The sequence below is a fragment of the Pseudomonas sp. E6002 genome, from assembly GCF_013385565.1.
Taxonomy (GTDB): domain Bacteria; phylum Pseudomonadota; class Gammaproteobacteria; order Pseudomonadales; family Pseudomonadaceae; genus Aquipseudomonas.
Genome location: NZ_JACAPT010000024.1, coordinates 53,995 through 75,337 on the forward strand (window position 1 = coordinate 53,995; position 21,343 = coordinate 75,337).

A 21,343-nucleotide genomic window follows, 5' to 3' on the forward strand; every position below is an offset into this window, starting at 1 on the left:
GAGCAGGCTTTTTTATGGCCGACGGTTATCGCAACAACGCCGGAAAACGCCCCTTCCCCGCTTCATCGCAAAAAATATCAAACATGGCCTGGGCCGCCGCTGAAAGTTCGTGGCCGGGCTTGGTCAGTACACCAATCGGCCGTTCGATCACCGGATCGCTCAAGGTGATGCAATGGGCGCCTGCTTCCTGCATTTGGCGTGCACACAACGCCGGCACTGCACTCACGCCCAAGCCACTGGCAACCATCTTGCCCACCGTCGCCAGTTGATGGCTCTCCAGGGCTACGGGCAGCTTCAGGTCCAGCACCTTCAGGTGTTCTTCAAGCATCACTCGTACCGTGGACGGGCGCTGCAAGGTGATGAAGGGTTGTTCCAGCAGGGTGTGCCAGGCGATATCGGAGCGGCGTGCCAATGGCGAGTCACCGGGCACCACCGCCACAAAGCGGTCCACATACAGCGGGGTGAACACCAGCGATGAGCTTTCCGACGGTTCAAACGCCACGCCCAACTCCACTTGGCGATCGCGGACCATTTCCAGCACCTGCTCGTTGATCACGTCATTCACCGTTACGTTGACCTGGGGATAGCGCGCGCGAAAAATCTTCAGGATCGGTGGCAGCAGGTTTCCGGCAAACGACGGCATCGCCGCCACCGTTACCCGCCCGCGCTGCAGGGTGAAACGCTGGCGCAACTCATCCTCGGCGTTGTCCCAGTCGGCGATCAAGCGCCGGGCCAGGGGCAGCAGGGATTCGCCTTCAGGGGTCAGCGCGACATTGCGCGTATTGCGGCTGAACAGGCGCCCGCCCAGGCCTTCTTCCAGGCCTTTGATGGTCAGGCTCAAGGCCGACTGGGAAAGATGCAAACGCTCACAGGCGGCCGCAAAGCTCAAGGTCTGGGCTACGGCAAGAAAGGCGCGCATCTGTTTAACTGTCATGAAGCTTCTCTCGATGGCTGAGGACTATGCTGTTTTTTAAATCAATCAACCTTAAAAAACAACTTAACAAATCAATCCGTCGGCGCAACACTCGGTTCATATGGCTGGCCCACAAACAATAAAAGAGGTGCATATGGCAGGTTTTGATAAACGCGTAGCGTCCTATGAAGAGGCGCTGGCAGGCCTGGAAGATGGCATGACGGTTCTTGCCGGTGGTTTTGGCCTGTGCGGCATCCCGGAAAACCTCATTGCCGAAATCAAGCGCAAGGGCACCCGCAACCTGACCGTGGTCTCCAACAACTGCGGCGTCGACGGCTTCGGCCTGGGCCTGCTGCTGGAAGGCAAGCAGATCAGCAAGGTCTTCGCGTCCTACGTCGGTGAAAACGCGCTGTTCGAGAAGCAACTGCTCAGCGGCGAAATCGAAGTGGTCCTGACGCCCCAAGGCACCCTCGCCGAAAAACTGCGCGCAGGCGGTGCCGGCATCCCGGCCTTCTTCACCGCCACCGGCGTCGGCACGCCAGTCGCTGAAGGCAAGGAAACCCGCGAGTTCAACGGTCGCCCGTACCTGATGGAAGAATCCATCACCGGCGACTTCGCCATCGTCAAAGGCTGGAAAGCCGACCACTTCGGCAATGTGATCTATCGCCATACCGCCCAGAACTTCAACCCGCTGGCCGCCACCGCCGGCAGGATCACCGTGGTCGAAGTCGAAGAAATCGTCGAACCGGGCGAGCTGGACCCGGCGCATATCCACACCCCAGGGATCTACGTCGACCGGATCATTTGCGGCACCTTCGAGAAGCGCATCGAACAGCGCACCCTCCGCAAATAATCCACCAGCCCAAATAATAAGGAGACAAAAAATGGCTCTTACCCGCGAACAAATGGCTCAACGCGTCGCCCGCGAAATGCAGGACGGTTTCTACGTCAACCTCGGCATCGGCATTCCGACCCTGGTGGCCAACTACATCCCAGAAGGCATGGAGGTCATGCTGCAGTCGGAAAACGGCCTGCTGGGCATGGGTCCGTTTCCTACTGAAGAAACCATCGATGCCGACATGATCAACGCCGGCAAACAGACCGTCACCGCGCGCATTGGCGCGTCGATCTTCTCCTCGGCCGAATCCTTCGCGATGATTCGCGGCGGCCACGTCGACCTGACCGTGCTCGGCGCGTTTGAGGTCGATGTACAAGGCAACATCGCCTCGTGGATGATCCCCGGCAAGCTGGTCAAGGGCATGGGCGGCGCGATGGACCTGGTGGCCGGTGCCGAGAACATCATCGTGATCATGACCCACGCGTCCAAGGACGGTGAATCCAAGTTGCTCAGCCGCTGCAGCCTGCCGCTGACCGGCGCCAACTGCATCAAGCGCGTGCTGACGGACCTGGCCTACCTGGAAATCGAAAATGGCGCTTTTGTCCTCAAGGAACGCGCACCTGGCGTCAGTGTTGAAGAGATCGTCAGCAAGACAGCCGGTAAACTGATCGTCCCGGACCACGTTCCAGAAATGCACTTCCAGTGAGGACAGATTCCATGCAAGACGTCGTGATTGTTGCTGCCACCCGCACCGCCGTGGGCAGCTTCCAAGGTTCGCTGGCAAGCATCCCGGCCCCGGAGCTGGGGGCTGCGGTGATTCGTCGCCTGCTGGAGCAGACCGGCATCGACCCGGCACTCGTGGATGAAGTGATCCTTGGCCAGGTGCTCACCGCCGGCAGCGGCCAGAACCCGGCCCGCCAGGCCTCGATCCTCGCCGGCCTGCCCCACGCCGTGCCGGCGCTGACCCTGAACAAGGTCTGCGGCTCGGGGCTCAAGGCCCTGCACCTGGGCGCACAAGCGATCCGTTGCGGCGATGCCGAGGTAATCATCGCCGGCGGCATGGAGAACATGAGCCTGGCCCCGTACGTATTGCCGGCCGCCCGCACCGGCCTGCGCATGGGCCATGCGAAGATGATCGACAGCATGATCACCGACGGTCTGTGGGATGCGTTCAACGACTACCACATGGGCATCACCGCCGAGAACCTGGTGGACAAGTACGGCATCAGCCGTGAAGCCCAGGACGCCTTCGCCGCCGCCTCCCAGCAAAAAGCCACGGCGGCCATTGAAGCCGGGCGTTTCAGCGATGAGATCACGCCGATCCTGATTCCCCAGCGCAAGGGCGACCCGGTGGCCTTCGCCGTGGACGAACAGCCACGGGCGGGCACCACCGCCGAATCCCTGGCCAAGCTCAAGCCGGCCTTCAAGAAAGACGGCACCGTCACCGCCGGCAACGCATCCAGCCTCAACGACGGCGCGGCTGCCGTGCTGCTGATGAGCGCGGACAAAGCCAAGGCGCTCGGCTTGCCAGTGCTGGCCCGAATCGCCAGCTACGCCAACGCCGGCGTCGATCCCGCGATCATGGGCATTGGCCCGGTATCGGCCACCCGCCGCTGCCTGGACAAGGCCGGCTGGAGCCTGGGCGACCTGGACCTGATCGAAGCCAACGAAGCCTTTGCCGCGCAGTCACTGGCGGTGGGCAAAGAGCTGGAATGGGACACGGCCAAGGTCAACGTCAACGGCGGCGCGATTGCCATCGGCCACCCGATTGGCGCGTCAGGCTGCCGTGTGCTGGTGACCCTGCTGCATGAAATGATCAAGCGTGACGCCAAGAAAGGCCTGGCCACCCTGTGCATCGGTGGCGGGCAAGGTGTAGCCCTGGCCCTTGAACGCAGCTGATTTCAAAGAGCAACATGGAAAAGGCCCGGTTCCACGAAAACCGGGCCTTTTCTTTATCGGTCAGTCCCGCGCCTGGGGCACCGCAAACACCGCATTTGCCCGCACCACCACCTTCTCCCCGACCTGCACGCTGACCGTGGCAAACGCCATCTGCCGCCCGCGCTTGTGATGCTCCAGACGCACCTCGACCCACTCCCCTACCTGCACCGCGCCGAGATAGTCCAGGGTCATGCTCGCCGTGATCAACGGCAGCGGCGGCTCGCTGGAAAACGCCATGGCGTAGCCCATGCCCACATCCGCCAGGGTGGCCAGCACGCCACCGTGCACGGTGCCGCGTCCGTTGGCGTGGCGGTTGTCGGCGCGCAGGCCGATTTCCAGCTGCAAGCCTTCACCTCGGCTATACACCGGGCCAAGCAGGTCCAGGAGTGGGCTGCTTCGACGCAGCGGGGTAAAGCCTTCGGGGATGGCATGGGCAGTCATGTCAGGTTCTTCCTTGGGGACAAGGCTGGAGGTGTATCCCACCGCAGCCATCCGGACCATCAACATCAGCCCGGTAAATCCCCGGTGATAAGCCTAACGCTTCATGCAACGCTGATAACGCTCATCCACGCGCTTGGCGAACCAGGCGGTGGTGAGGTTGCGGGTGATCTTCGGGCTTTTCAGCACGATGCCCGGCAGGATCGCCCGCGGCACCGGTTTGCCGGCGGCCTTGTCGGCCAGGGCGAACACCCGCTGGTACAGGGTGGTGTCTTCAAAATCCAGGCGCTCGCCCTGCTCCAGCTGGCTGCGGATGCTCGGGTTGCGCATGTCCAGCGCCTTGCCCAGTGAGCGCACTGCCAGCTCGGTGGTGCCTGGCAGGAACGAGCCGTAGTTGATCAAATCACCGTCCAGCGCCAGCGTGGTACCCGAGACCCGGCTGACCGCTGCCTGGAATGCGGCGTTGCGGCTGGCGTACCAACCGGCATTGAAATCGGCGAAGCGGTACAGCATCTGGTCGTAATTCACCGGGTAGCCCAGCAGATGGGTGATGCCAAAGTACATGCCGCCTCGGCGGGTAAACACTTCCCGGCGGATGCTGCCATCCACGGTGTAGGGATAATCCCGGGCCTGCTTCTGTGCGAAGTCGATGCTGACCTGCATCGGGCCTGCGGTATGCACCGGGTTGAAGCCGCCAAACAGCGTATTGCCCAAGGGCACGACACTGATGAAGTCGTCAAAGATTCCACTCAAATCCCGCTCGGTGCGCGCAGCGTTCAAGCGCTCGGCGTAGGACTTGCCGGTGGGCGAGCGCAGTTGCAGTGCCGTGCGCACCAGCACCGCCGGCACGTGGACTTTAGCGGCGCGGCGCAGGATTTCGTCCTGGGCGATCTTGCCCATGTTCGGGACCGGCGGGTCGACCTGATAGGTGGACTCCTGCTCGGTCACGGCCAATACCGCGCAGATGTTCTCCGTACCGGGGTAGATTTTCTGCGTGTTGAAGGCGGTGTAGATGTCCTGGGCCCAGCCGCCACGATCCGGCACGCTGGCCGGCATCAGCCGCACGATCTGCGCTTTCACCTCGGCTTCGCTGCGCTCCGGCAGTTGCTGGGTGCGCTGGCTGGAGCAGCCGGCCAGTACCAATAAGGTGGTAAGGCACAGGATGAGGCGAGATGAACGCATGGGGCTTCCTTGGGCGACAATGGGCCAGTCTTGGCAGATATCGACCGGTAAGTCTAACCGGGGTTCGCCGACCTGCCGCACTCGCCAAAAAAACCGCAACGTGAAAGGATCAGGCTCCCGTCGTTCCTACAAGGAGTTTGAATGCCATGCTTAGCCTGAACTTCCTGATCACCTGCCTGATCGTCGTGCTCATTCCCGGCACCGGCGTGATCTTCACCGTGTCCACCGGACTGACCGCCGGCAAGCGCGCCAGTGTGTTCGCCGCGCTGGGCTGCACCGCCGGGATCGTCCCGCACTTGTTGGCCTCCGTGCTTGGGCTGTCCGCCCTGCTGCATACCAGCGCCCTGGCGTTCGAAGCCCTCAAGTATGCCGGCGCCGCCTACTTGCTGTACCTCGCCTATGCCACCTGGCGGGACCGCTCGGCCTTTGCCATGAACGACGCACCGACGATTTCCAGCGCCCACAGCCTGATGGTGCGAGGCCTGTTGCTGAATATTCTGAACCCCAAGCTGACGATTTTCTTCCTTGCGTTCCTGCCGCAATTCGTCACCCCGGGCGCGGGCGCACCGGCCCTGCAAATGCTGTTGCTGAGCAGTGTATTCATGGCGATGACGTTTGCGGTGTTTGTGATTTATGGCCTGCTGGCCAATGTGTTCCGCCACGCGGTGATCGAATCGCCACGTGTACAGAACTGGCTGCGCCGCAGTTTTGCAGCGGCGTTTGCGGGGTTGGGGCTGAACCTGGCGTTTGCCCAGCGCTAAGTTTCAAGCAGCCGCGAACAGCCTTCTGTGGCGAGGGAGCTTGCTCCCTCGCCACAGGTTACTTAGATCCCGGCAAGTGCCAGGTCCATCGCGAAGTAGGTGAAGATCAAGTCCGCACCGGCGCGCTTGATCGAGCCCAGGGTTTCCCGCACTACGCGGGCTTCATCGATCGCACCCGCCTGGGCGCCGAACTTGATCATCGCGTACTCGCCGCTGACCTGGTACGCCGCCACCGGCAAACGCGAGGCTTCGCGGATGTCGCGGATGATGTCCAGGTACGCGCCGGCCGGCTTGACCATCAGCGCGTCCGCACCTTCTTGCTCATCCAGCAACGATTCGCGCACCGCTTCGCGGCGGTTCATCGGGTTCATCTGGTAGCTCTTGCGATCGCCCTTCAGCGCGCTGCCGCCGGCTTCGCGGAACGGGCCGTAGAGCGCCGAGGCGAACTTGGTGGAATAAGCCATGATCGGGATATGGCTGAAGCCTGCTTCATCCAGGGCCCGGCGAATGGCCTGGACCTGCCCGTCCATCGCGGCAGACGGCGCGATCAAATCGGCACCGGCACGAGCGGCAGCCACAGCTTGCTTGCCAAGGTTGACCAGGGTGCGGTCGTTGTCGACTTCGGCGCCGTGCATCACGCCGCAATGGCCGTGGTCGGTGTATTCGCAGAAACAGGTATCGGACATCACGATCATTTCCGGCACCGCATCCTTGATGATCGAGGACATGCGCGACACCAGGCCACGCTCTTGCCAGGTGTCACTGCCCGAGGCGTCCAGGTGGTGGGACACACCGAAGGTCATCACCGACTTGATCCCGGCTTTCGCATAGCGTTCGATCTCGCCGGCCAGCTTCGACTCGGGAATGCGCTGCACCCCGGGCATGCTGGTGATCGGCACGAAGTCGTCGATTTCTTCTTCAACGAAGATCGGCAGCACCAGGTCATTGAGGGTGAATTCGCTTTCCTGGAACAGGCCACGCAACTCCGGGGAGCGGCGCAGGCGGCGTGGACGGGCTTCGGGGAACTGGCTGGACATTGATGCTCCTGAAAAAAGGCAGGCCAAAAATCTTTGGGGCGAAAGCTTATGCCTCGTGCACCGCAGAGCACAAACGCCAAGTGCGGAACAGTTTATTGCAGGCTTGGTAACAATTGCATTGATCTAGAGCTGTAGACGGCCTTCAATGCAAACGGCAACCGCGCCGCCGACCCAGATTTCCTCGCCGCTGTGTTCAATGCGGATTCGCCCGGCGCGGCCCATGGCGGTGCCCTGGCTGACCACATAGCGGCTGGGCGCCAACCCCTCGCCCAGCAACCACTGGGCGACACCGGCGTTCAGGCTGCCGGTGGCCGGATCTTCCGGAGCGCCGTCGCCGGCAATAAAGGCCCGCACCTCAAACTGCGCCTCATCGCCATCCCGCTCGGGGTTCCACGGGGCGATCACGCCCACGGCCAAGCCCTGCAACTGCGAATAGTCCGGCCGCAGTGCCAGTACCTGCTCGCGATCCGCCAGCATCACCGCCAGCCAGCCCGCGCCGTTATCCACCCACTGGCTGCGCAAAATCGCACCGGGCTCAAGGTCCAGGGCCCGACGCACGCGCTCGACCAATTCAGCTTCCAGCGGGCCGGAACGCAGCAACGGTGGCGCGATAAACGCCAGTTCATCGCCCTGGCGGCGGATGCGCACCAGGCCGATCTCACACTCCTGGATGATCTCCTCCCCAGCGGGTTGGCCACCGGCCAGCAACCAGGCATGGCAACTGCCCAGGGTCGGATGGCCGGCAAACGGCAATTCCTTGAGGGTCGTGAAGATCCTTACGCGGTAGTCCGCTCGTGGATCACGGGGCTTGAGCAGGAAGGTGGTTTCGCTGAGGTTGGTCCAGTTGGCGAAATCCGCCATCTGCTGGTCGTTCAGGCTGTCGGCGCCCAGCACCACGGCCAACGGGTTGCCCTTGACGGCCACGCTGCTGAAAACGTCCAGTTGTTTGAAGTCGAAAGAAGCCATGCCGGTCCTTATGCTGGGATGTTCAAGCCACGGATCACCGCCGGCCGGGCGACAAACCCGTCCAGGGCCCGCAGTACGTTCGGGAAGTCGGTAATACCCACCAGGTCGCCGGACTCATAGAAGCCGATCAGGTTGCGAACCCACGGGAAGGTGGCGATATCGGCGATGCTGTACTCGTCACCCATGATCCAGGTGCGGCCCAACAGGCGCTTTTCCAGCACGTCCAGCAAGCGGCGCGACTCGGCGACGTAGCGGTCGCGCGGGCGCTTGTCTTCGTAGGCCGCGCCGGCGAATTTGTTGAAGAACCCCACCTGGCCGAACATCGGCCCGATACCGGCCATCTGGAACATCAGCCACTGGATCGTCTCGTAACGCATCGCCGGGTCTTCGGGAAGCAATTCACCGCTCTTCTCGGCGAGGTAGATCAGGATCGCGCCCGACTCGAACAGGCCCAGCGCCTGGCCGCTCGGGCCATTGGGGTCGATGATCGCCGGGATCTTGTTGTTGGGGTTCAGCGACAGGAACTCGCTGGAAAGCTGGTCCTGGGTCTCGAAACTGACCTTGTGCGCCTCGTAGGGCAGGCCGATTTCCTCGAGCATGATCGACACCTTGACCCCGTTGGGCGTGGGCAACGAATACAGCTGCAGACGCTCGGGATGCCGGGCCGGCCATTTGGCGGTGATGGGGAAGTCTGAAAGTGAGTTCATCATGGGACTCCTGATAAAAGTAGGAGAGTAGTGGTTCAGTGCCTATCGTGCATCCGTCTTAATTCAGCAACATCTGCGGGTTAATCTCCTGCACACGGCAAGGATGCCGCCCCATCTCCCCCGCGAAACGAACCAAACTGCCTTGGGGGACTCTTAAAGAGCGCCCGATGGCTGGGCTTGCTTGCCCTGAATCCCTGCACCGAGACTTAGAACCATCATGACCATCAAGCCTCTGTGCCTTGCGAAACGCTTCAAACGCTACTCCTACATCCTGCTGCCGGTATTGCTGGTGAGCGCCGCGGTCGGCCTTAGCCTGGAATCGCGGGTCAGCCGCGCCCAGCCGGTCGACGGCGTGCAAACCCTGGTGTTCCTGCGCCATGGCGAGAAACCTGCCGGGGGCCTCGGCCAACTCAACTGCCAAGGCCTTAACCGTGCGATGAACCTGGCCACCGTGCTGCCGGAAAAATTCGGCAACGCCAACTACGTGTTCGCACCCAACCCGACCCGCAATGTCGAGGAAGGCGAGAAAGACAACTCCTACAGCTACATCCGCCCGTTGATGACCATCAGCCCCAGCGCGATCAAGCTCGGGTTGCCGGTCAACATCAAGTTCTCGGCCAATGACACCAGCGCCCTCGCTGACGAACTGGTGGAGGACAAATACCACAACGCCGTCATCTACACTGCCTGGTCCCATGGGTATCTGCCGGACTTGATCAACAAGGTGGCAAGCGAGGCCGTCGGTGAAAAACATGTGATTACCGACGATTGGTCCGGCAGCGATTTCGATAGCTTGTATGTGTTGACCCTGACCTGGCACAACGGCAAGGCCTCGCTGCTCAGCCGCAACTACAAGCAAGGCCTGGACAATGGCCAGCAGACTTGCCCGGACGCAACGCAAGTCAGCGCCGATATCTGACCGCCCCCGAAGACCCGTGGCGAGGGAGCTTGCTGTGGCGAGGGAGCTTGCTCCCTCGCCACAGCAAGCTCCCTCGCCACAGTGCTTCGGAGGCGGCCTTGTACAGCGTATGATGTTGCGCTATTGACTCACCTGCGGATCATCTACATGTCCAACCTCTCCTCCACCCAGCCTGCCCGGGGCTGGTCCTTCTGGTGGAAACCAGCGCTGTTCCTGCTGGTGGCCTGCGTCGGCCTCTACTACGTGAAATGGTCGCCCTACTACGCCAAGGCGTTTATCGCGGCAGACAACCACAGTATCGGCGCCTCGATTCTCAACGACCAGCAAAGCGCGCCACTGGCCGCGGCGCTGGCCTATGCCCAGGTGTATTTCCTGGCGATCTGGAAGGCTGCGGTGCTGGCGGTCATTCTCGGCTCATTGCTGCAGGTGCTGATCCCACGGGACTGGCTGCTGCGCCTGTTTGGCCGTGCCGGGCTGGGATCTACCCTGCGTGGCGGGCTGTTCGCCCTGCCGGGGATGATGTGCAGTTGCTGCGCCGCTCCGGTGGCGGCCGGTATGCGTCGGCAGAAAGTCTCGGTCGGCGCGGCGCTGGCGTTCTGGATTGCCAACCCGGTGCTGAACCCGGCGACACTGGTGTTCATGGGCTTTGTGCTGGGCTGGGGCTTTACCGCGCTGCGGTTGGTGGCCGGGATCGTGCTGGTGGTGGGTGTTTCGCTGGTGGCGCAACGCATCGCGCGGCCGGAGCAGGTACCGGAAGCCGCGCTCGACGCCGTGGCCCAGGCCAGCCATGCCGAAACCGAACCGTTCCTGACCCGCTGGCTGCGCACCCTGTGGCAGCTGTTCTGGAGCACGATTCCGGTGTACATCCTGGCGGTGCTGATCCTTGGCGCGGCGCGGGTCTGGCTGTTTCCCCACGTGGACGGCGCCATGGCCAACAGCCTGGTGTGGCTGGTGCCTCTGGCGATTGTCGGCACGTTGTTCGTGATCCCGACCGCCGCCGAAATCCCCATCGTGCAGACCATGATGACCCTCGGCATGGGCACCGGCCCGGCCGTGGCCTTGCTGATGACACTGCCGAGCGTGAGCCTGCCGTCGCTGCTGATGCTGCGCAAGGATTTCGATGCGCGGGTGCTGGTGACCGTGGCCGGGCTGACGATGCTGATGGGGGTGGTGTGTGGGCTGATCGGGGCGTTTATCCTGTAGTGATTGGGTGAGTTTGAGGGCCTCTTCGCGAGCAAGCCCGCTCCCACATTCGACCGCATTCCTAGAGGATAAATGCGGTCGAATGTGGGAGCGGGCTTGCTCGCGAAGGGGTCGGCAAACTCAATCAATCACGTACGCCGAGCGAGCCTGTCCCGGAAATACTCCACCACCGCCGCTTGCTCTCCCGCAAACTCGATGCGTGCGCCTTTGCTTTCCCGCTGGAACGCGTACATCGGGTCGTAATACTCACGCAACAACCCCTCAATCCAGCCGCGGTGCAACTCCACCGCGCCGCTGCTGGCTTGTTCTGCCAATGCTTCCTGCATGATCGCGTGCAACCGCGCAAACCGCTCGCCGCCCAGGCGCTTGTGGATATTGCCCAGGCTCTGGGTCAGGCGCTCGGCAAACAGTTCCTGGCCAGTGTCGCCAAACACCGCGACAAACTCGGCGCAGAGGTCCACCACATAATCCTTCAGGATGCGCTCCACCCGGCCTTCAACGCTGTCTTCCAGCCAGACCATCGGGAAGCCCTGCATGCCTTTGTGCAGGGGCAACGGCAGCGCGCAGCTGCCGATCATGCGGCTCTCATCCTCGACCACAAACTGCTCGATACCGGCGGCACGCTTTTTCAGCAGGTCCACCGCCAGGCGGTTTTCGAAGTCGATGTTGGAAGGTTGCGCCGTGGCGCGTTTGCCGAAGCTGGAACCGCGATGGTTGGCGTGGCCTTCCAGGTCCAGGGCGTTGTTCAACTGGCCGAGCACTTCGGTCTTGCCGGTACCGGTCATGCCACCCAACAGTACGAAGTCGCATTGCGCGGTGGCGCTTTCAACCGTGTCGAGCAGGAAAGTCCGCATGGCCTTGTAGCCACCGCCCACTCGCGGATAGTCGATACCCGCCTCGGTTTTCAACCATTGCTGGGCAATCTGCGAACGCATCCCGCCGCGAAAGCAGTACAGCAGACCATCCGGATTGGCCTGGGCAAAACGCGCCCAGTGTTCGATACGTTCGGCCTTGATCGCCCCGGACACCAGTTCGTGCCCGAGAACAATGGCCGCCTGCTGGCCTTGCTGCTTGTAACAGGTGCCCACCCGTTCGCGCTCGTCGTCGGTCATCAACGGCAGGTTGACCACCCCGGGAAACGCGCCCTTGATGAACTCGATCGGCGCGCGGGTATCCATCATCGGCCGGTCGTTGAGAAAGATATCGCGGTAATCGGTGATGTCGATGGGCATCAGAACACCTCTACCGCGTTGGTCTGTCGCTCAACCAGTTCGCCGATCGGCTCAAGGTTCAGGCCCAGCTCCGCCGCCACGGCGAGGAATTCGGCATTGCCTTCGGAGGTGACCGCCACCAGCAGCCCGCCGCTGGTTTGCGGGTCGCACAGCACGCGCTTGTGCAGTTCGTTAAGGCGCCCCAGCTTGCTGGCGTAGCTGTCGAAATTGCGCAAGGTGCCGCCGGGGACGCAGCCCTGTTCCAGGTAGTACTCAACCCCGGGCAGGCGTGGGACTTTTTCGTATTCGATGCGGGCAGTTAATTGGCTGCCGTCAGCCATTTCCACCAGGTGGCCCAACAGGCCGAAACCGGTGACGTCGGTCATGGCCGTGACACCGGCCAGCTTGCCAAAACGGCTGCCGGGTTTGTTGAGGGTGCACATCCAGTCACGGGCCAGGCCCACGTCGGCCTCGCGCAGCTTGCCCTTCTTCTCGGCCGTGGTGAGGATGCCGATGCCCAGGGGTTTGGTCAGGTACAGCTGGCAACCGGCGGTGGCGGTGTCGTTGCGCTTCATGTGGCGCTTCTCCACCAGCCCGGTGACGGCCAGGCCGAAGATCGGCTCGGGGGCGTCGATGGAGTGGCCGCCGGCCAGGGGAATCCCGGCAGCGTCACACACGGAACGGCCGCCGCGAATCACTTCCCGGGCAATCTCCGGAGCCAGCACGTTGACCGGCCAGCCGAGAATCGCGATGGCCATCAACGGATCGCCGCCCATCGCATAGATATCGCTGATGGCATTGGTGGCGGCAATGCGGCCGAAGTCGAAGGGGTCATCGACGATCGGCATGAAAAAGTCGGTGGTGGACACCACGCCGCGCTCCTCGTCGATGGCGTACACCGCCGCGTCATCGCGCGAAGCGTTGCCTACCCAGAGCTTGGGGTCGAGGTTCTGTGCGCCACTGCCGGCGAGGATCACTTCCAGTACCTGAGGTGAGATCTTGCAACCGCAACCAGCACCGTGGCTGTATTGGGTCAGGCGAATCGGCTCGTTCATGGGTATCCCTCAAGGCGTCAAGTGGGCGGATTCTAGCAGACAGCAAAAGGCCGACTGCATGCAGTCGGCCTTTATGTTCAGCCCTTAGTGTTTGGCAGCAAGCCGTTTATGCCGGTTGCGTCGCATCATGTTCAGGCATTCGATAGCCGCCGAGAACGCCATGGCCGCATACACATAGCCTTTTGGCACATGGGCGCCGAAACCTTCGGCGATCAGCGTCATACCGATCATGATGAGGAAGCCCAGGGCCAACATCACAATGGTCGGGTTGTCGTTGATGAACTTGGCCAGCGGCTCGGCCGCCACCAGCATCACGATCACCGAGACCACCACGGCAATGATCATGATCGGCAAGTGCTCGGTCATGCCCACGGCGGTGATGATGCTGTCGATGGAAAACACCATGTCCAGCAGCAGGATCTGGCCAATCGCCGAGGCGAAGCCCAGGGTCACGCTCGGCGCGCCGGTGTCCACATGCTCCTTCTCGGGGTCCATGCTGTGATGGATCTCGGTGGTAGCCTTCCACACCAGGAACAGGCCACCGGCGATCAGGATCATGTCTTTCCAGGAGAACGACTGCCCCAGGATGTCGATGACCGGCTCGGTCAGCTGCACGATAAAGGCGATGGTGCTCAACAGGCCCAGACGCAGGATCAATGCCATGCTGATGCCGATGCGGCGGGCCTTGGCCCGGTGCTTCACCGGCAACTTGTTGGTGAGAATCGAGATAAAGATCAGGTTATCGATCCCCAGCACGATCTCCATGACGATCAGGGTGGCCAGTGCGATCCACGCGGTCGGGCTGGCGGCCAGTTGTAAAAGGTATTCCATAGGTCATTCCTGGTGTTGTGTGCGGGTATCAGGTTTCTTGGGAGGTGGACTCAGCCTTGCTGTCTTCCTGTTCCGGCTTGTCCGGCTTGCCTTGCGGCGGTGCGATCAAGCCCTTGGTCGCGTCACTCAACGCCTGTTCGGCGGCCTGGTGGGTGTCGTCAATCACTTGCTTGGCCGACTCGGTGGCCTTGCCCAGCAGTTGTTGCGCGCTTTTTTCCGCTTGGTCACAGCCACTGAGCATGACTAATGAAAGCCCAAGTAACGCCGTTGCGCCCAGGGAATTGAGTTTCATGATGCGTTCCTCGTTAGAACCGTCGGGTCCAAGTAGTGGCCCCTCGATAGCGACGCATTCTATGCAGGGGAACACTTCAGGAAAATTCGTATTTTTTTCGTTTATACTTCGGTTTTAACGAAGTATTGGCCGCCATGCTTAATTACCGACAACTGCACTACTTCTGGGTCGTCGCCAAGACCGGCAGCATCGTGCGCGCCTGCGAGCAACTGAACCTCACGCCGCAGACCATCAGCGGGCAGATCAGCCTGCTGGAACAGACCTTTGGCGTGGCATTGTTCCAGAAGGTCGGGCGCCAGCTGGAGCTGACCGAAGCCGGGCGCCAGGCGCTGCCCTATGCCGAGCAGATGTTCCAGCTGGGCAATGAGCTTGAAGCGATGTTGCGTACCCAGCCCAATGAGCAGCAGATCCTGTTCCGGGTTGGCGTCGCGGATGTGGTGCCCAAGTCCATCGTCTATCGGCTGATTGCGCCAACCATGGAGTTGAGCGAGCCGATCCGCATCACCTGCCGTGAAGACAAACTCGAACGCTTGCTGGCGGACCTGGCGATCCAGCGCCTGGACCTGGTGATCTCCGACAGCCCGATGCCGCCGCACCTGGACATCAAGGGCTACAGCCAGAAGCTGGGGGAATGCGGCATCAGTTTCTTCGCAACCCAGGCATTGGCTGACCAGCATCGCGGCGATTTCCCACAATGCCTGCAGGGTGCGCCGCTGTTGATTCCGGGGGCGGAGACGGTGGTGCGCAGCCGTTTGCTGCGCTGGTTTGCCGAGCAGCAGATCCAGCCTCGGATTGTCGGGGAATTTGACGACAGCGCGTTGATGCAGGCCTTTGGCCAATCCGGCAGCGGGATTTTCATCGCGCCGAGCGTGATTGCCGACGAGGTGGAACGCCAGTATGGCGTGGCGCTGATCGGCCAGACGGATGCGGTGACCGAATCGTTTTATGCAATCTCGGTGGAGCGCAAGGTCAAGCACCCCGGCATCGTGGCGATTACCGAAGGTGCCAGACGGGAGCTGTTCACTTCCCTGCCCTGAAGGCTCAGGCGCAGACGGCGCGGGTCTTGGCGGTCATCAGCCACAGCGCCAGCAGGATCGACAACAGGATAAAGCCCGCCGCGGCAAACCCGAGGCTGCCCAGGCCCAGGGTGTCGATCACATGCCCGCCCACCAGCGCCCCCAGGCCAATCCCCAGGTTGGCCCCGGCAATGTTCAACGAGGCGGCAAACGCCGGCGCATGGGGTGCGGCCTTCATCAGTCGCACATGGCTGACCAGAAACAATGCCGCCTGGGTCACGCCCCATACCGCCATCGCCGCCGCCAACCCGATCGTGGAATGGATGGCGGGCACCAGCGCCACCATGCCGGCGATCATGAAACCGCAGAACACCATCGACGCAATCAGCGGATGACGGTCGACCATGCGCCCGCCCAAAGAGTTACCGATCAGGCCGACCGCGCCAAAGCCCATGAGGCACCAGCCCACTACCGTGCCGTCAAAACCCGCCAGGCGTTCGAGAATGTCTGCCAGGTAGGTGTAGGCGGTGAACATCCCGCTGAACACCAGGATCGACAGCAGGATATGGCCCTGCATCAGCGGGCTGCGCAAGATCTTGAACTGCGAGCGCAGGCTGACCTGGTCGTGCTTTGCCCGGGTCTTCGGCAGGTAGATAAACAGCAGCAGGGCCTTGGCGAACGCCACCACCGCGAGAATGCCAAAGGCGGTGCGCCAGCCGAACATATCGGAAATCAGCGTGCCCACCGGGATCCCGAAGACCGTGGCACACACGATGCCGAAGCCGATTTTTTCAATCGCGCGACCGGCGAAGTCCGGCCCCACAATGTCCACCGCTGTTTCGCTGGCCAGGGCCCAGAACACCGGCAGCCCCAGTGCCGGGATCAACCGGGCCAGGGACATGACCCAGATATTCGAGGCCATCGCCGCCAGAGTGTTGGCCAGGCCGAACATGATCAGGATCGTGATAAACAGCCGCTTGCGCTCGAACCGGGCGAAATATGCGGTGAGGAACGGGCCAAACGCCGCCACGGTGAAGGCGAACAACGTCACCAGCAACCCGGCCTGGGACACGCTTACATCGAGGTCCCGGGCGATGGAAGGCAACAGGCCGACGATGATGAACTCTGTGGTCAGCACGGTAAAACCGGCTGCCGACAACAGCAGGATCGGAAACAGCATTAAAAACTCCAGAAAACAGCGACATCAACGACAGCCCGGAGGGCCCGCTGATAGAGAAGAAATAAGAGGATGGGCAATGTTAACAGAATGTGTCCCATCGTGGTGACGGAACGCCGCACCCGGATTAGACGTTTCCTACAGATGTTAGACTTCGCCCCTGCCAGATTCATGCTGCCTAGCTGCATCTATTAAAAAAACCAGAGACAACCTTTTTATGACTGCTGCCCCTTCCCTCTTTCAACGCCTGATGTCTATCAGCCTGGTCACCCAAATTGTCATCGGCCTGATCGCCGGTATCCTGTTGGCCCTGCTGTTGCCCGACGTCGCACAAGCTACCGGGTTTATTGGCAAGGTCTTTGTCTCGGCGCTCAAGGCCGTCGCGCCCATCCTGGTATTTGTGCTGGTGATGGCCTCGATTGCCAGCCACAAGCACGGCCAGGAAACCCATATCCGCCCGATCCTGTTCCTGTACCTGCTGGGCACGTTCGCTGCCGCCGTGGTCGCGGTGATCGCCAGCACGCTGTTCCCCTCCTCGCTGGTGCTGGCCACCCACGATGTGGCCGTCAGCCCTCCCGGCGGTATCGGTGATGTGTTGCAAAGCCTGTTGCTGAGCGTGGTGGACAACCCGGTCAACGCGCTGATGAACGCCAATTTCATCGGTATCCTGGCGTGGGCCATCGGCATGGGCATCGCCATTCGCCATGCCAGCGACACCACCCGCACCGTACTGGGCGACCTGTCCAACGGCGTCACGCTGATCGTGCGCATGGTGATCCGCTTCGCGCCCCTGGGGATTTTCGGCCTGGTGGCCTCGACCCTCGCCACGTCCGGCTTCGGCGCCCTGCTGGGCTACGCACACCTGCTGTTGGTGTTGATCGGCTGCATGCTGTTCGTCGCGCTGGTGATCAACCCGGCCATCGTGTTCTGGAAGCTGCGCCGCAACCCTTACCCACTGGTGCTGATGTGCCTGCGGGAAAGCGGGATCACCGCGTTTTTCACCCGCAGTTCGGCGGCCAACATTCCGGTCAACCTGGCGTTGAGCAAGCGCCTGGGCCTGCATGAAGACACCTACTCGGTGTCGATCCCGCTGGGCGCCACCATCAACATGGCCGGCGCAGCCATCACCATCACCGTGCTGACCCTGGCCGCCGTGCACACCCTGGGCATTGCCGTGGACATCCCCACCGCCGTGCTGCTCAGCGTGGTCGCGGCGGTGTGTGCCTGCGGCGCGTCGGGGGTTGCCGGGGGCTCGCTGCTGTTGATCCCGCTGGCGTGCAGCCTGTTCGGCATTCCCAGCGAAATCGCCATGCAGGTGGTGGCCGTGGGCTTCATCATCGGCGTGTTGCAGGACTCGGCGGAGACCGCACTGAACTCGTCCACCGACGTGTTGTTCACCGCTGCCGCGTGCCTGGGCAAGGAAGAACAAGCCGCGTAGACCTTGCGCGCACAAAAAAGCCCGGGGCGGTTCGTGAATGAATCGCCCCGGGCTTTTTATTACAAGGCTTAGAACGCGCCCATGTAGTCGCGCTTGCCCACTTCCACGCCGTTGTGACGCAGCAAGGCGTAAGCGGTGGTGACGTGGAAGAAGAACTGCGGCAGGCCGTAGCTCAGCAGGTACGACTGGCCGCTGAAGCGCTTCTCTTTCGGGGTGCCAGGGCGAGTGATGATCTCGATGCCTTCTTTACCGTCGACCTGGGCCGGGGTGATGGTGTCGATAAACGCCAGGACCTTGGCGATCAGCGCTTGCAGGTCGGCGAAGGTGACTTCTGTATCGTCGTATTTCGGAACTTCGATTTCAGCCAGGCGGGCAGAAACGCCTTTGGCGAAGTCGACGGCGATCTGCACCTGGCGCACCAGCGGGAACATGTCCGGGTACAGGCGTGCCTGCAGGAAGGCGTTCGGGTCGATGTTCTTGGCGGTGGCGTGGGCCTCGGCCTTGTTCAGCACATCGCTCAGGGCGTTGAGCATTTGCTTGAAGACCGGGAGGGAAGCGGCGTACAGGGAAATAGTCATGACAGTCTCGACAGTTGTGGCAGGGTTTGAAACAGCCGCGATTATAGACATGCCGACCACCGGCGCCGCTTGTCTTTTATTTTTTCAGGATTAGGCTAGTGAGCTCACTGCATTAGGGAAAGCGCGATGACCACCGAGCACGACACCACTTCCGAAGAACCGCGCCTGAACAGCACGGAAATCCGCATCCTTGGCTGCCTGATCGAAAAACAGGCCACCAGCCCTGAAACCTACCCGTTGACCCTCAACGCGCTGGTGATCGCCTGTAACCAGAAAACCAGCCGCGAACCGGTGATGAACCTCAGCCAGGGCCAGGTTGGCCAGAGCCTGCGGGCCCTGGAAGGCCGCGGGTTTACCCGGCTGGTGATGGGCAGCCGCGCCGACCGCTGGGAGCATCGGGTGGACAAGGCGCTGGAGCTGGTGCCGGCCCAGGTGATTCTCAGCGGGTTGCTGTTCCTGCGGGGGCCGCAGACGGTCAACGAACTGCTGACCCGCAGCGGGCGCATGCATGACTTTGAAGACGCCGAGCAGGTGGTGCATCAACTGGAACGCCTGATCGCCCGTGGGCTGGCGTTGTTGGTGCCGCGTCAGTCGGGGCAGCGGGAGGATCGGTACATGCACGCCCTGGGCGACCCGGCGGACATTGAAGCGATCCTGGCGGCACGTGGGAATCCGGTGGAGCGTGGTGCGGGAAGTGGGGTTTCCCTGGAGCGTATCGAAGAGCTGGAAGCGCGGATTGCGGCGCTGGAAGAGCGCCTTTCGCGGCTCGAATAATGTTTGTGGTGAGTGGACTTCTGTGGTGATGGAGCTTTTGTGGCGAGGGAGCTTGCTCCCGCTGGAGTGCGTAGCGCTCCCATTTTCTTGGGGCTGCTGCGCAACCCAGCGGGAGCAAGCTCCCTCGCCACAAAAACTCACTCTCCAAAGCAAGCTCCCTCGCCACAGCAAGCTCACTCTCCACACCGCCAGCGGTGATGCTCAGCTCCGGGCAAATGCCACCGCCGCCTGAAACTGTTCATCCGTCGGCCGCACGCCGGTGTAAAGCACGAACTGCTCCAACGCCTGGATGGCGATCACTTCCAAACCGGTGATCACTCGTTTGCCCTGGGCCCGTCCACGCAGGATCAGCGGGGTTTCCGAGGGAATCGCCACCACATCGAAGACCGTCTCGGCCGCATCAACCGCGTCAGCTTCAAACGCCAACTGATCCGCTTCCGCCCCTCCGGTCATGCCAATCGGCGTGACGTTGACCAGCATCTGCGGGCGCAAGGCACCCAACTGCGCCTGCCACTCATACCCCAGGCTCTGGGCCAGCGCCCGGCCCGCTTCTTCATTGCGCGCCACGATCACGCCCTTGGCGTAGCCGCCATCGTGCAAGGCACTGGCCACCGCCTTGGCCATGCCGCCGCTGCCGCGCAGGGCGAAGGTCGAGTCCTTGGGCACCTGGTGCTTGTGCAGCAGTTGCTCGATGGCGATGTAATCGGTGTTGTAGGCCTTCAAATGCCCGTCGGTGTTGACGATGGTATTGATTGACGCAATGGCCCGCGCCGAATCGTCCAGCTCATCCACCAGGGCAATACAGGCTTCCTTGAACGGCATCGACACGCCACAACCCCGAATGCCCAAGGCCCGAATGCCACCGACGGCGCCCGGCAGGTCCTGGCTACTGAAGGCCTTGTAGTAGAAATTCAACCCCAACTGCTCGTACAGGTGGTTATGAAAGCGCAGGCCAAAGTTCCCGGGGCGCGCCGACAGTGACATGCACAGTTGGGTGTCCTTGTTGGGGTTCATCTGCATCGGTAACTCCTTGAAGCCATTCCAGAGGCGGTTTCGGATAGACGGAATACCCGCGCCGGCGGGTTGTCATGGATCATACGCACTGTGCCCGGCCACTTGTGTAAGCCAACCGATACAGACCTTACACAACCTTTACCTATCGGCTGTGCTGTTTTTTAGAAATACGCTGTCTTAAAAGTATCCCCGCGACAATCCTTGAGTCGATTGATTGCAGACCATGAGCGCAGGGGCTAACCGAGGAATGACCATGATTCGTAAACTCCCCAAGATCGCCTTGCTGATCGGCGCACTCGCTATGGCAGGACAGGCCTCCGCCCACGGTGGTGGTTGGGGTGCTCCGCTCGCACTGGGAGCCGTTGTTGGTGCAGTGGTAGGCGGCTCGATCGTCGCCAGTCAATCGCGGCCGGTCTACGTGCAACAACCGGTGTATGTCCAGCCGCAGCCGGTGTATGCCGCTCCGCCGCCGGTCTACTACGCACCGCCACCGCCTGTGTATGTGCAACAACAGGTTTATTATCGCCCGGCGCCGGTCTACTACGGCCCACCGCGCGGCTACTACGGCCCTCCACACGGCTATTACGGTCGCGGCTGGTAAGCCTCAACTGACACACCTGAACAGGCTCCGCCCTAAAAGCGGGGCCTTTTTTTGGCCTGCAGGTCTGAATAAATCTCGCCAAGGTCGTTATAAGGACAATGGCTGTGGCCAAATCCCACATCATTGATCTCAATAGGCGCTTGCCCGAACGGGGCCTGCGCTGTCATGTTTGTGTCTCAAAAGGCTTCCACTATCAACACTGTCCGACCAATAACAACAAGGACGATTGCCCATGCCCACGCAAAACCCACATCGCACCGCCGGCCTCTGCACCTCGAGCAAGGTCTATAGCGTACTGACGGAGCTCAAGGCCCTGGAAGGCCATCGCAACGCCAAGTTCCTGTCCTTGCTGACGGAAAACCTGGTGCGCAAGGGCCTGCTCAGTGAACAGGAAGTGGTGCATATGCTCGACCAGGTGGTCGACTGACTGAGGGTCGCTCGATAACAGTGATGT

Annotated in this window: 24 protein-coding genes; 11 read left to right on the forward strand and 13 right to left on the reverse strand. The window is 61.8% G+C overall.

Annotated elements, in window-relative coordinates:
- Positions 1-25: 25 nt before the first annotated feature.
- Complete coding sequence (locus HX815_RS20180) at positions 26-934, reverse strand: LysR family transcriptional regulator (RefSeq protein WP_032899462.1); 909 nt, start codon at positions 932-934, stop codon at positions 26-28.
- 133 nt (positions 935-1,067) lie between these two features.
- Here HX815_RS20180 and HX815_RS20185 point away from each other — a divergent pair, with 133 nt between their 5' ends.
- Genes HX815_RS20185 through HX815_RS20195 form a run of 3 tightly spaced genes read left to right on the forward strand, consistent with a single transcriptional unit; the run spans position 1,068 to position 3,650 of the window.
- The gene (locus HX815_RS20185) at positions 1,068-1,766 is read left to right on the forward strand and encodes a CoA transferase subunit A (RefSeq protein WP_008435892.1); all 699 of its coding nucleotides are present in this window, start codon (positions 1,068-1,070) and stop codon (positions 1,764-1,766) included.
- A 31-nt stretch (positions 1,767-1,797) separates the two neighbouring features.
- The gene (locus HX815_RS20190) at positions 1,798-2,457 is read left to right on the forward strand and encodes a CoA transferase subunit B (RefSeq protein ID WP_017475483.1); all 660 of its coding nucleotides are present in this window, start codon (positions 1,798-1,800) and stop codon (positions 2,455-2,457) included.
- 11 nt (positions 2,458-2,468) lie between these two features.
- Positions 2,469-3,650 (forward strand): acetyl-CoA C-acetyltransferase, encoded by a 1,182-nt coding sequence (locus HX815_RS20195; protein WP_177028774.1) that lies wholly within the window; start codon positions 2,469-2,471, stop codon positions 3,648-3,650.
- Positions 3,651-3,710: 60 nt separating this feature from the next.
- Here HX815_RS20195 and HX815_RS20200 read toward each other — a convergent pair whose 3' ends face one another.
- Complete coding sequence (locus HX815_RS20200; RefSeq protein WP_003211628.1) at positions 3,711-4,130, reverse strand: PaaI family thioesterase; 420 nt, start codon at positions 4,128-4,130, stop codon at positions 3,711-3,713.
- Between the two features lie 93 nt (positions 4,131-4,223).
- Entirely contained in the window at positions 4,224-5,309 is a 1,086-nt protein-coding gene (locus tag HX815_RS20205; RefSeq protein WP_008435895.1) for a DUF1615 domain-containing protein, read from the reverse strand.
- Positions 5,310-5,455: 146 nt separating this feature from the next.
- Here HX815_RS20205 and HX815_RS20210 point away from each other — a divergent pair, with 146 nt between their 5' ends.
- Complete coding sequence (locus tag HX815_RS20210; protein WP_177028775.1) at positions 5,456-6,070, forward strand: LysE family translocator; 615 nt, start codon at positions 5,456-5,458, stop codon at positions 6,068-6,070.
- A gap of 62 nt (positions 6,071-6,132) precedes the next feature.
- Here the strand turns inward: HX815_RS20210 and hemB are convergent, their stop codons facing one another.
- The 3 genes from hemB to HX815_RS20225 form a co-directional block, all read right to left on the reverse strand.
- Positions 6,133-7,107, reverse strand: coding sequence for a porphobilinogen synthase (gene hemB, locus HX815_RS20215; RefSeq protein ID WP_177028776.1), 975 nt, complete (start codon positions 7,105-7,107; stop codon positions 6,133-6,135).
- A 123-nt stretch (positions 7,108-7,230) separates the two neighbouring features.
- Positions 7,231-8,073, reverse strand: a complete 843-nt coding sequence (locus tag HX815_RS20220) for a PhzF family phenazine biosynthesis protein (protein ID WP_177019734.1) — start codon at positions 8,071-8,073, stop codon at positions 7,231-7,233.
- Between the two features lie 8 nt (positions 8,074-8,081).
- Positions 8,082-8,780 (reverse strand): glutathione S-transferase N-terminal domain-containing protein, encoded by a 699-nt coding sequence (locus HX815_RS20225; RefSeq protein WP_087694098.1) that lies wholly within the window; start codon positions 8,778-8,780, stop codon positions 8,082-8,084.
- Between the two features lie 217 nt (positions 8,781-8,997).
- Between HX815_RS20225 and HX815_RS20230 the strand changes: the two genes are divergently transcribed.
- Together HX815_RS20230 and HX815_RS20235 are read left to right on the forward strand one after the other, a co-directional pair.
- Positions 8,998-9,699: a histidine phosphatase family protein gene (locus HX815_RS20230; RefSeq protein ID WP_102604857.1), complete on the forward strand. Its 702-nt coding sequence runs from the start codon at positions 8,998-9,000 to the stop codon at positions 9,697-9,699.
- Positions 9,700-9,846: 147 nt separating this feature from the next.
- Positions 9,847-10,902 (forward strand): permease, encoded by a 1,056-nt coding sequence (locus tag HX815_RS20235; RefSeq protein ID WP_003211251.1) that lies wholly within the window; start codon positions 9,847-9,849, stop codon positions 10,900-10,902.
- Positions 10,903-11,030: 128 nt separating this feature from the next.
- Here the strand turns inward: HX815_RS20235 and mnmH are convergent, their stop codons facing one another.
- From mnmH to HX815_RS20255, 4 genes are all read right to left on the reverse strand, one after another.
- Complete coding sequence (mnmH, locus tag HX815_RS20240; protein WP_008435919.1) at positions 11,031-12,134, reverse strand: tRNA 2-selenouridine(34) synthase MnmH; 1,104 nt, start codon at positions 12,132-12,134, stop codon at positions 11,031-11,033.
- Entirely contained in the window at positions 12,134-13,168 is a 1,035-nt protein-coding gene (gene selD, locus HX815_RS20245; protein ID WP_177028777.1) for a selenide, water dikinase SelD, read from the reverse strand. The genes mnmH and selD overlap by 1 nt, the downstream gene beginning before the upstream one ends.
- An 84-nt stretch (positions 13,169-13,252) precedes the next feature.
- Entirely contained in the window at positions 13,253-13,999 is a 747-nt protein-coding gene (locus tag HX815_RS20250) for a TerC family protein (RefSeq protein WP_003211245.1), read from the reverse strand.
- A 28-nt stretch (positions 14,000-14,027) separates the two neighbouring features.
- Complete coding sequence (locus HX815_RS20255) at positions 14,028-14,291, reverse strand: hypothetical protein (RefSeq protein WP_177028778.1); 264 nt, start codon at positions 14,289-14,291, stop codon at positions 14,028-14,030.
- 134 nt (positions 14,292-14,425) lie between these two features.
- Here HX815_RS20255 and nhaR point away from each other — a divergent pair, with 134 nt between their 5' ends.
- A complete protein-coding gene (gene nhaR, locus HX815_RS20260; RefSeq protein ID WP_003211241.1) occupies positions 14,426-15,328 on the forward strand; it encodes a transcriptional activator NhaR in 903 nt (300 codons plus the stop codon).
- A gap of 4 nt (positions 15,329-15,332) precedes the next feature.
- Here the strand turns inward: nhaR and HX815_RS20265 are convergent, their stop codons facing one another.
- Positions 15,333-16,487, reverse strand: coding sequence for an MFS transporter (locus HX815_RS20265; protein WP_177009760.1), 1,155 nt, complete (start codon positions 16,485-16,487; stop codon positions 15,333-15,335).
- 214 nt (positions 16,488-16,701) lie between these two features.
- Between HX815_RS20265 and sstT the strand changes: the two genes are divergently transcribed.
- Positions 16,702-17,922, forward strand: coding sequence for a serine/threonine transporter SstT (sstT, locus tag HX815_RS20270; RefSeq protein ID WP_087694103.1), 1,221 nt, complete (start codon positions 16,702-16,704; stop codon positions 17,920-17,922).
- 68 nt (positions 17,923-17,990) lie between these two features.
- Here the strand turns inward: sstT and HX815_RS20275 are convergent, their stop codons facing one another.
- Positions 17,991-18,500 carry a DUF1993 family protein gene (locus HX815_RS20275; protein WP_003211233.1) on the reverse strand — a complete coding sequence of 170 codons (510 nt, stop codon included), beginning with the start codon at positions 18,498-18,500 and terminating at the stop codon, positions 17,991-17,993.
- Positions 18,501-18,626: 126 nt separating this feature from the next.
- Here HX815_RS20275 and HX815_RS20280 point away from each other — a divergent pair, with 126 nt between their 5' ends.
- Entirely contained in the window at positions 18,627-19,274 is a 648-nt protein-coding gene (locus tag HX815_RS20280; RefSeq protein ID WP_003211232.1) for a YceH family protein, read from the forward strand.
- 201 nt (positions 19,275-19,475) lie between these two features.
- Here HX815_RS20280 and HX815_RS20285 read toward each other — a convergent pair whose 3' ends face one another.
- Positions 19,476-20,294 (reverse strand): shikimate 5-dehydrogenase, encoded by an 819-nt coding sequence (locus HX815_RS20285; protein WP_177028779.1) that lies wholly within the window; start codon positions 20,292-20,294, stop codon positions 19,476-19,478.
- 241 nt (positions 20,295-20,535) lie between these two features.
- Here HX815_RS20285 and HX815_RS20290 point away from each other — a divergent pair, with 241 nt between their 5' ends.
- Positions 20,536-20,889, forward strand: coding sequence for a hypothetical protein (locus HX815_RS20290; protein ID WP_008435927.1), 354 nt, complete (start codon positions 20,536-20,538; stop codon positions 20,887-20,889).
- Positions 20,890-21,121: 232 nt separating this feature from the next.
- A complete protein-coding gene (locus HX815_RS20295; protein WP_003211226.1) occupies positions 21,122-21,316 on the forward strand; it encodes a hypothetical protein in 195 nt (64 codons plus the stop codon).
- Positions 21,317-21,343 lie beyond the last annotated feature (27 nt).

What these genes read in the sequence shown, in the direction of transcription:
- HX815_RS20180 (WP_032899462.1), bottom strand. Translation starts at nt 934, where the DNA reads ATGACAGTTAAACAGATGCGCGCCTTTCTTGCCGTAGCCCAGACCTTG.
- HX815_RS20185 (WP_008435892.1), top strand. Translation starts at nt 1,068, where the DNA reads ATGGCAGGTTTTGATAAACGCGTAGCGTCCTATGAAGAGGCGCTGGCA.
- HX815_RS20190 (WP_017475483.1), top strand. Translation starts at nt 1,798, where the DNA reads ATGGCTCTTACCCGCGAACAAATGGCTCAACGCGTCGCCCGCGAAATG.
- HX815_RS20195 (WP_177028774.1), top strand. Translation starts at nt 2,469, where the DNA reads ATGCAAGACGTCGTGATTGTTGCTGCCACCCGCACCGCCGTGGGCAGC.
- HX815_RS20200 (WP_003211628.1), bottom strand. Translation starts at nt 4,130, where the DNA reads ATGACTGCCCATGCCATCCCCGAAGGCTTTACCCCGCTGCGTCGAAGC.
- HX815_RS20205 (WP_008435895.1), bottom strand. Translation starts at nt 5,309, where the DNA reads ATGCGTTCATCTCGCCTCATCCTGTGCCTTACCACCTTATTGGTACTG.
- HX815_RS20210 (WP_177028775.1), top strand. Translation starts at nt 5,456, where the DNA reads ATGCTTAGCCTGAACTTCCTGATCACCTGCCTGATCGTCGTGCTCATT.
- hemB (WP_177028776.1), bottom strand. Translation starts at nt 7,107, where the DNA reads ATGTCCAGCCAGTTCCCCGAAGCCCGTCCACGCCGCCTGCGCCGCTCC.
- HX815_RS20220 (WP_177019734.1), bottom strand. Translation starts at nt 8,073, where the DNA reads ATGGCTTCTTTCGACTTCAAACAACTGGACGTTTTCAGCAGCGTGGCC.
- HX815_RS20225 (WP_087694098.1), bottom strand. Translation starts at nt 8,780, where the DNA reads ATGAACTCACTTTCAGACTTCCCCATCACCGCCAAATGGCCGGCCCGG.
- HX815_RS20230 (WP_102604857.1), top strand. Translation starts at nt 8,998, where the DNA reads ATGACCATCAAGCCTCTGTGCCTTGCGAAACGCTTCAAACGCTACTCC.
- HX815_RS20235 (WP_003211251.1), top strand. Translation starts at nt 9,847, where the DNA reads ATGTCCAACCTCTCCTCCACCCAGCCTGCCCGGGGCTGGTCCTTCTGG.
- mnmH (WP_008435919.1), bottom strand. Translation starts at nt 12,134, where the DNA reads ATGCCCATCGACATCACCGATTACCGCGATATCTTTCTCAACGACCGG.
- selD (WP_177028777.1), bottom strand. Translation starts at nt 13,168, where the DNA reads ATGAACGAGCCGATTCGCCTGACCCAATACAGCCACGGTGCTGGTTGC.
- HX815_RS20250 (WP_003211245.1), bottom strand. Translation starts at nt 13,999, where the DNA reads ATGGAATACCTTTTACAACTGGCCGCCAGCCCGACCGCGTGGATCGCA.
- HX815_RS20255 (WP_177028778.1), bottom strand. Translation starts at nt 14,291, where the DNA reads ATGAAACTCAATTCCCTGGGCGCAACGGCGTTACTTGGGCTTTCATTA.
- nhaR (WP_003211241.1), top strand. Translation starts at nt 14,426, where the DNA reads ATGCTTAATTACCGACAACTGCACTACTTCTGGGTCGTCGCCAAGACC.
- HX815_RS20265 (WP_177009760.1), bottom strand. Translation starts at nt 16,487, where the DNA reads ATGCTGTTTCCGATCCTGCTGTTGTCGGCAGCCGGTTTTACCGTGCTG.
- sstT (WP_087694103.1), top strand. Translation starts at nt 16,702, where the DNA reads ATGACTGCTGCCCCTTCCCTCTTTCAACGCCTGATGTCTATCAGCCTG.
- HX815_RS20275 (WP_003211233.1), bottom strand. Translation starts at nt 18,500, where the DNA reads ATGACTATTTCCCTGTACGCCGCTTCCCTCCCGGTCTTCAAGCAAATG.
- HX815_RS20280 (WP_003211232.1), top strand. Translation starts at nt 18,627, where the DNA reads ATGACCACCGAGCACGACACCACTTCCGAAGAACCGCGCCTGAACAGC.
- HX815_RS20285 (WP_177028779.1), bottom strand. Translation starts at nt 20,294, where the DNA reads ATGCAGATGAACCCCAACAAGGACACCCAACTGTGCATGTCACTGTCG.
- HX815_RS20290 (WP_008435927.1), top strand. Translation starts at nt 20,536, where the DNA reads ATGACCATGATTCGTAAACTCCCCAAGATCGCCTTGCTGATCGGCGCA.
- HX815_RS20295 (WP_003211226.1), top strand. Translation starts at nt 21,122, where the DNA reads ATGCCCACGCAAAACCCACATCGCACCGCCGGCCTCTGCACCTCGAGC.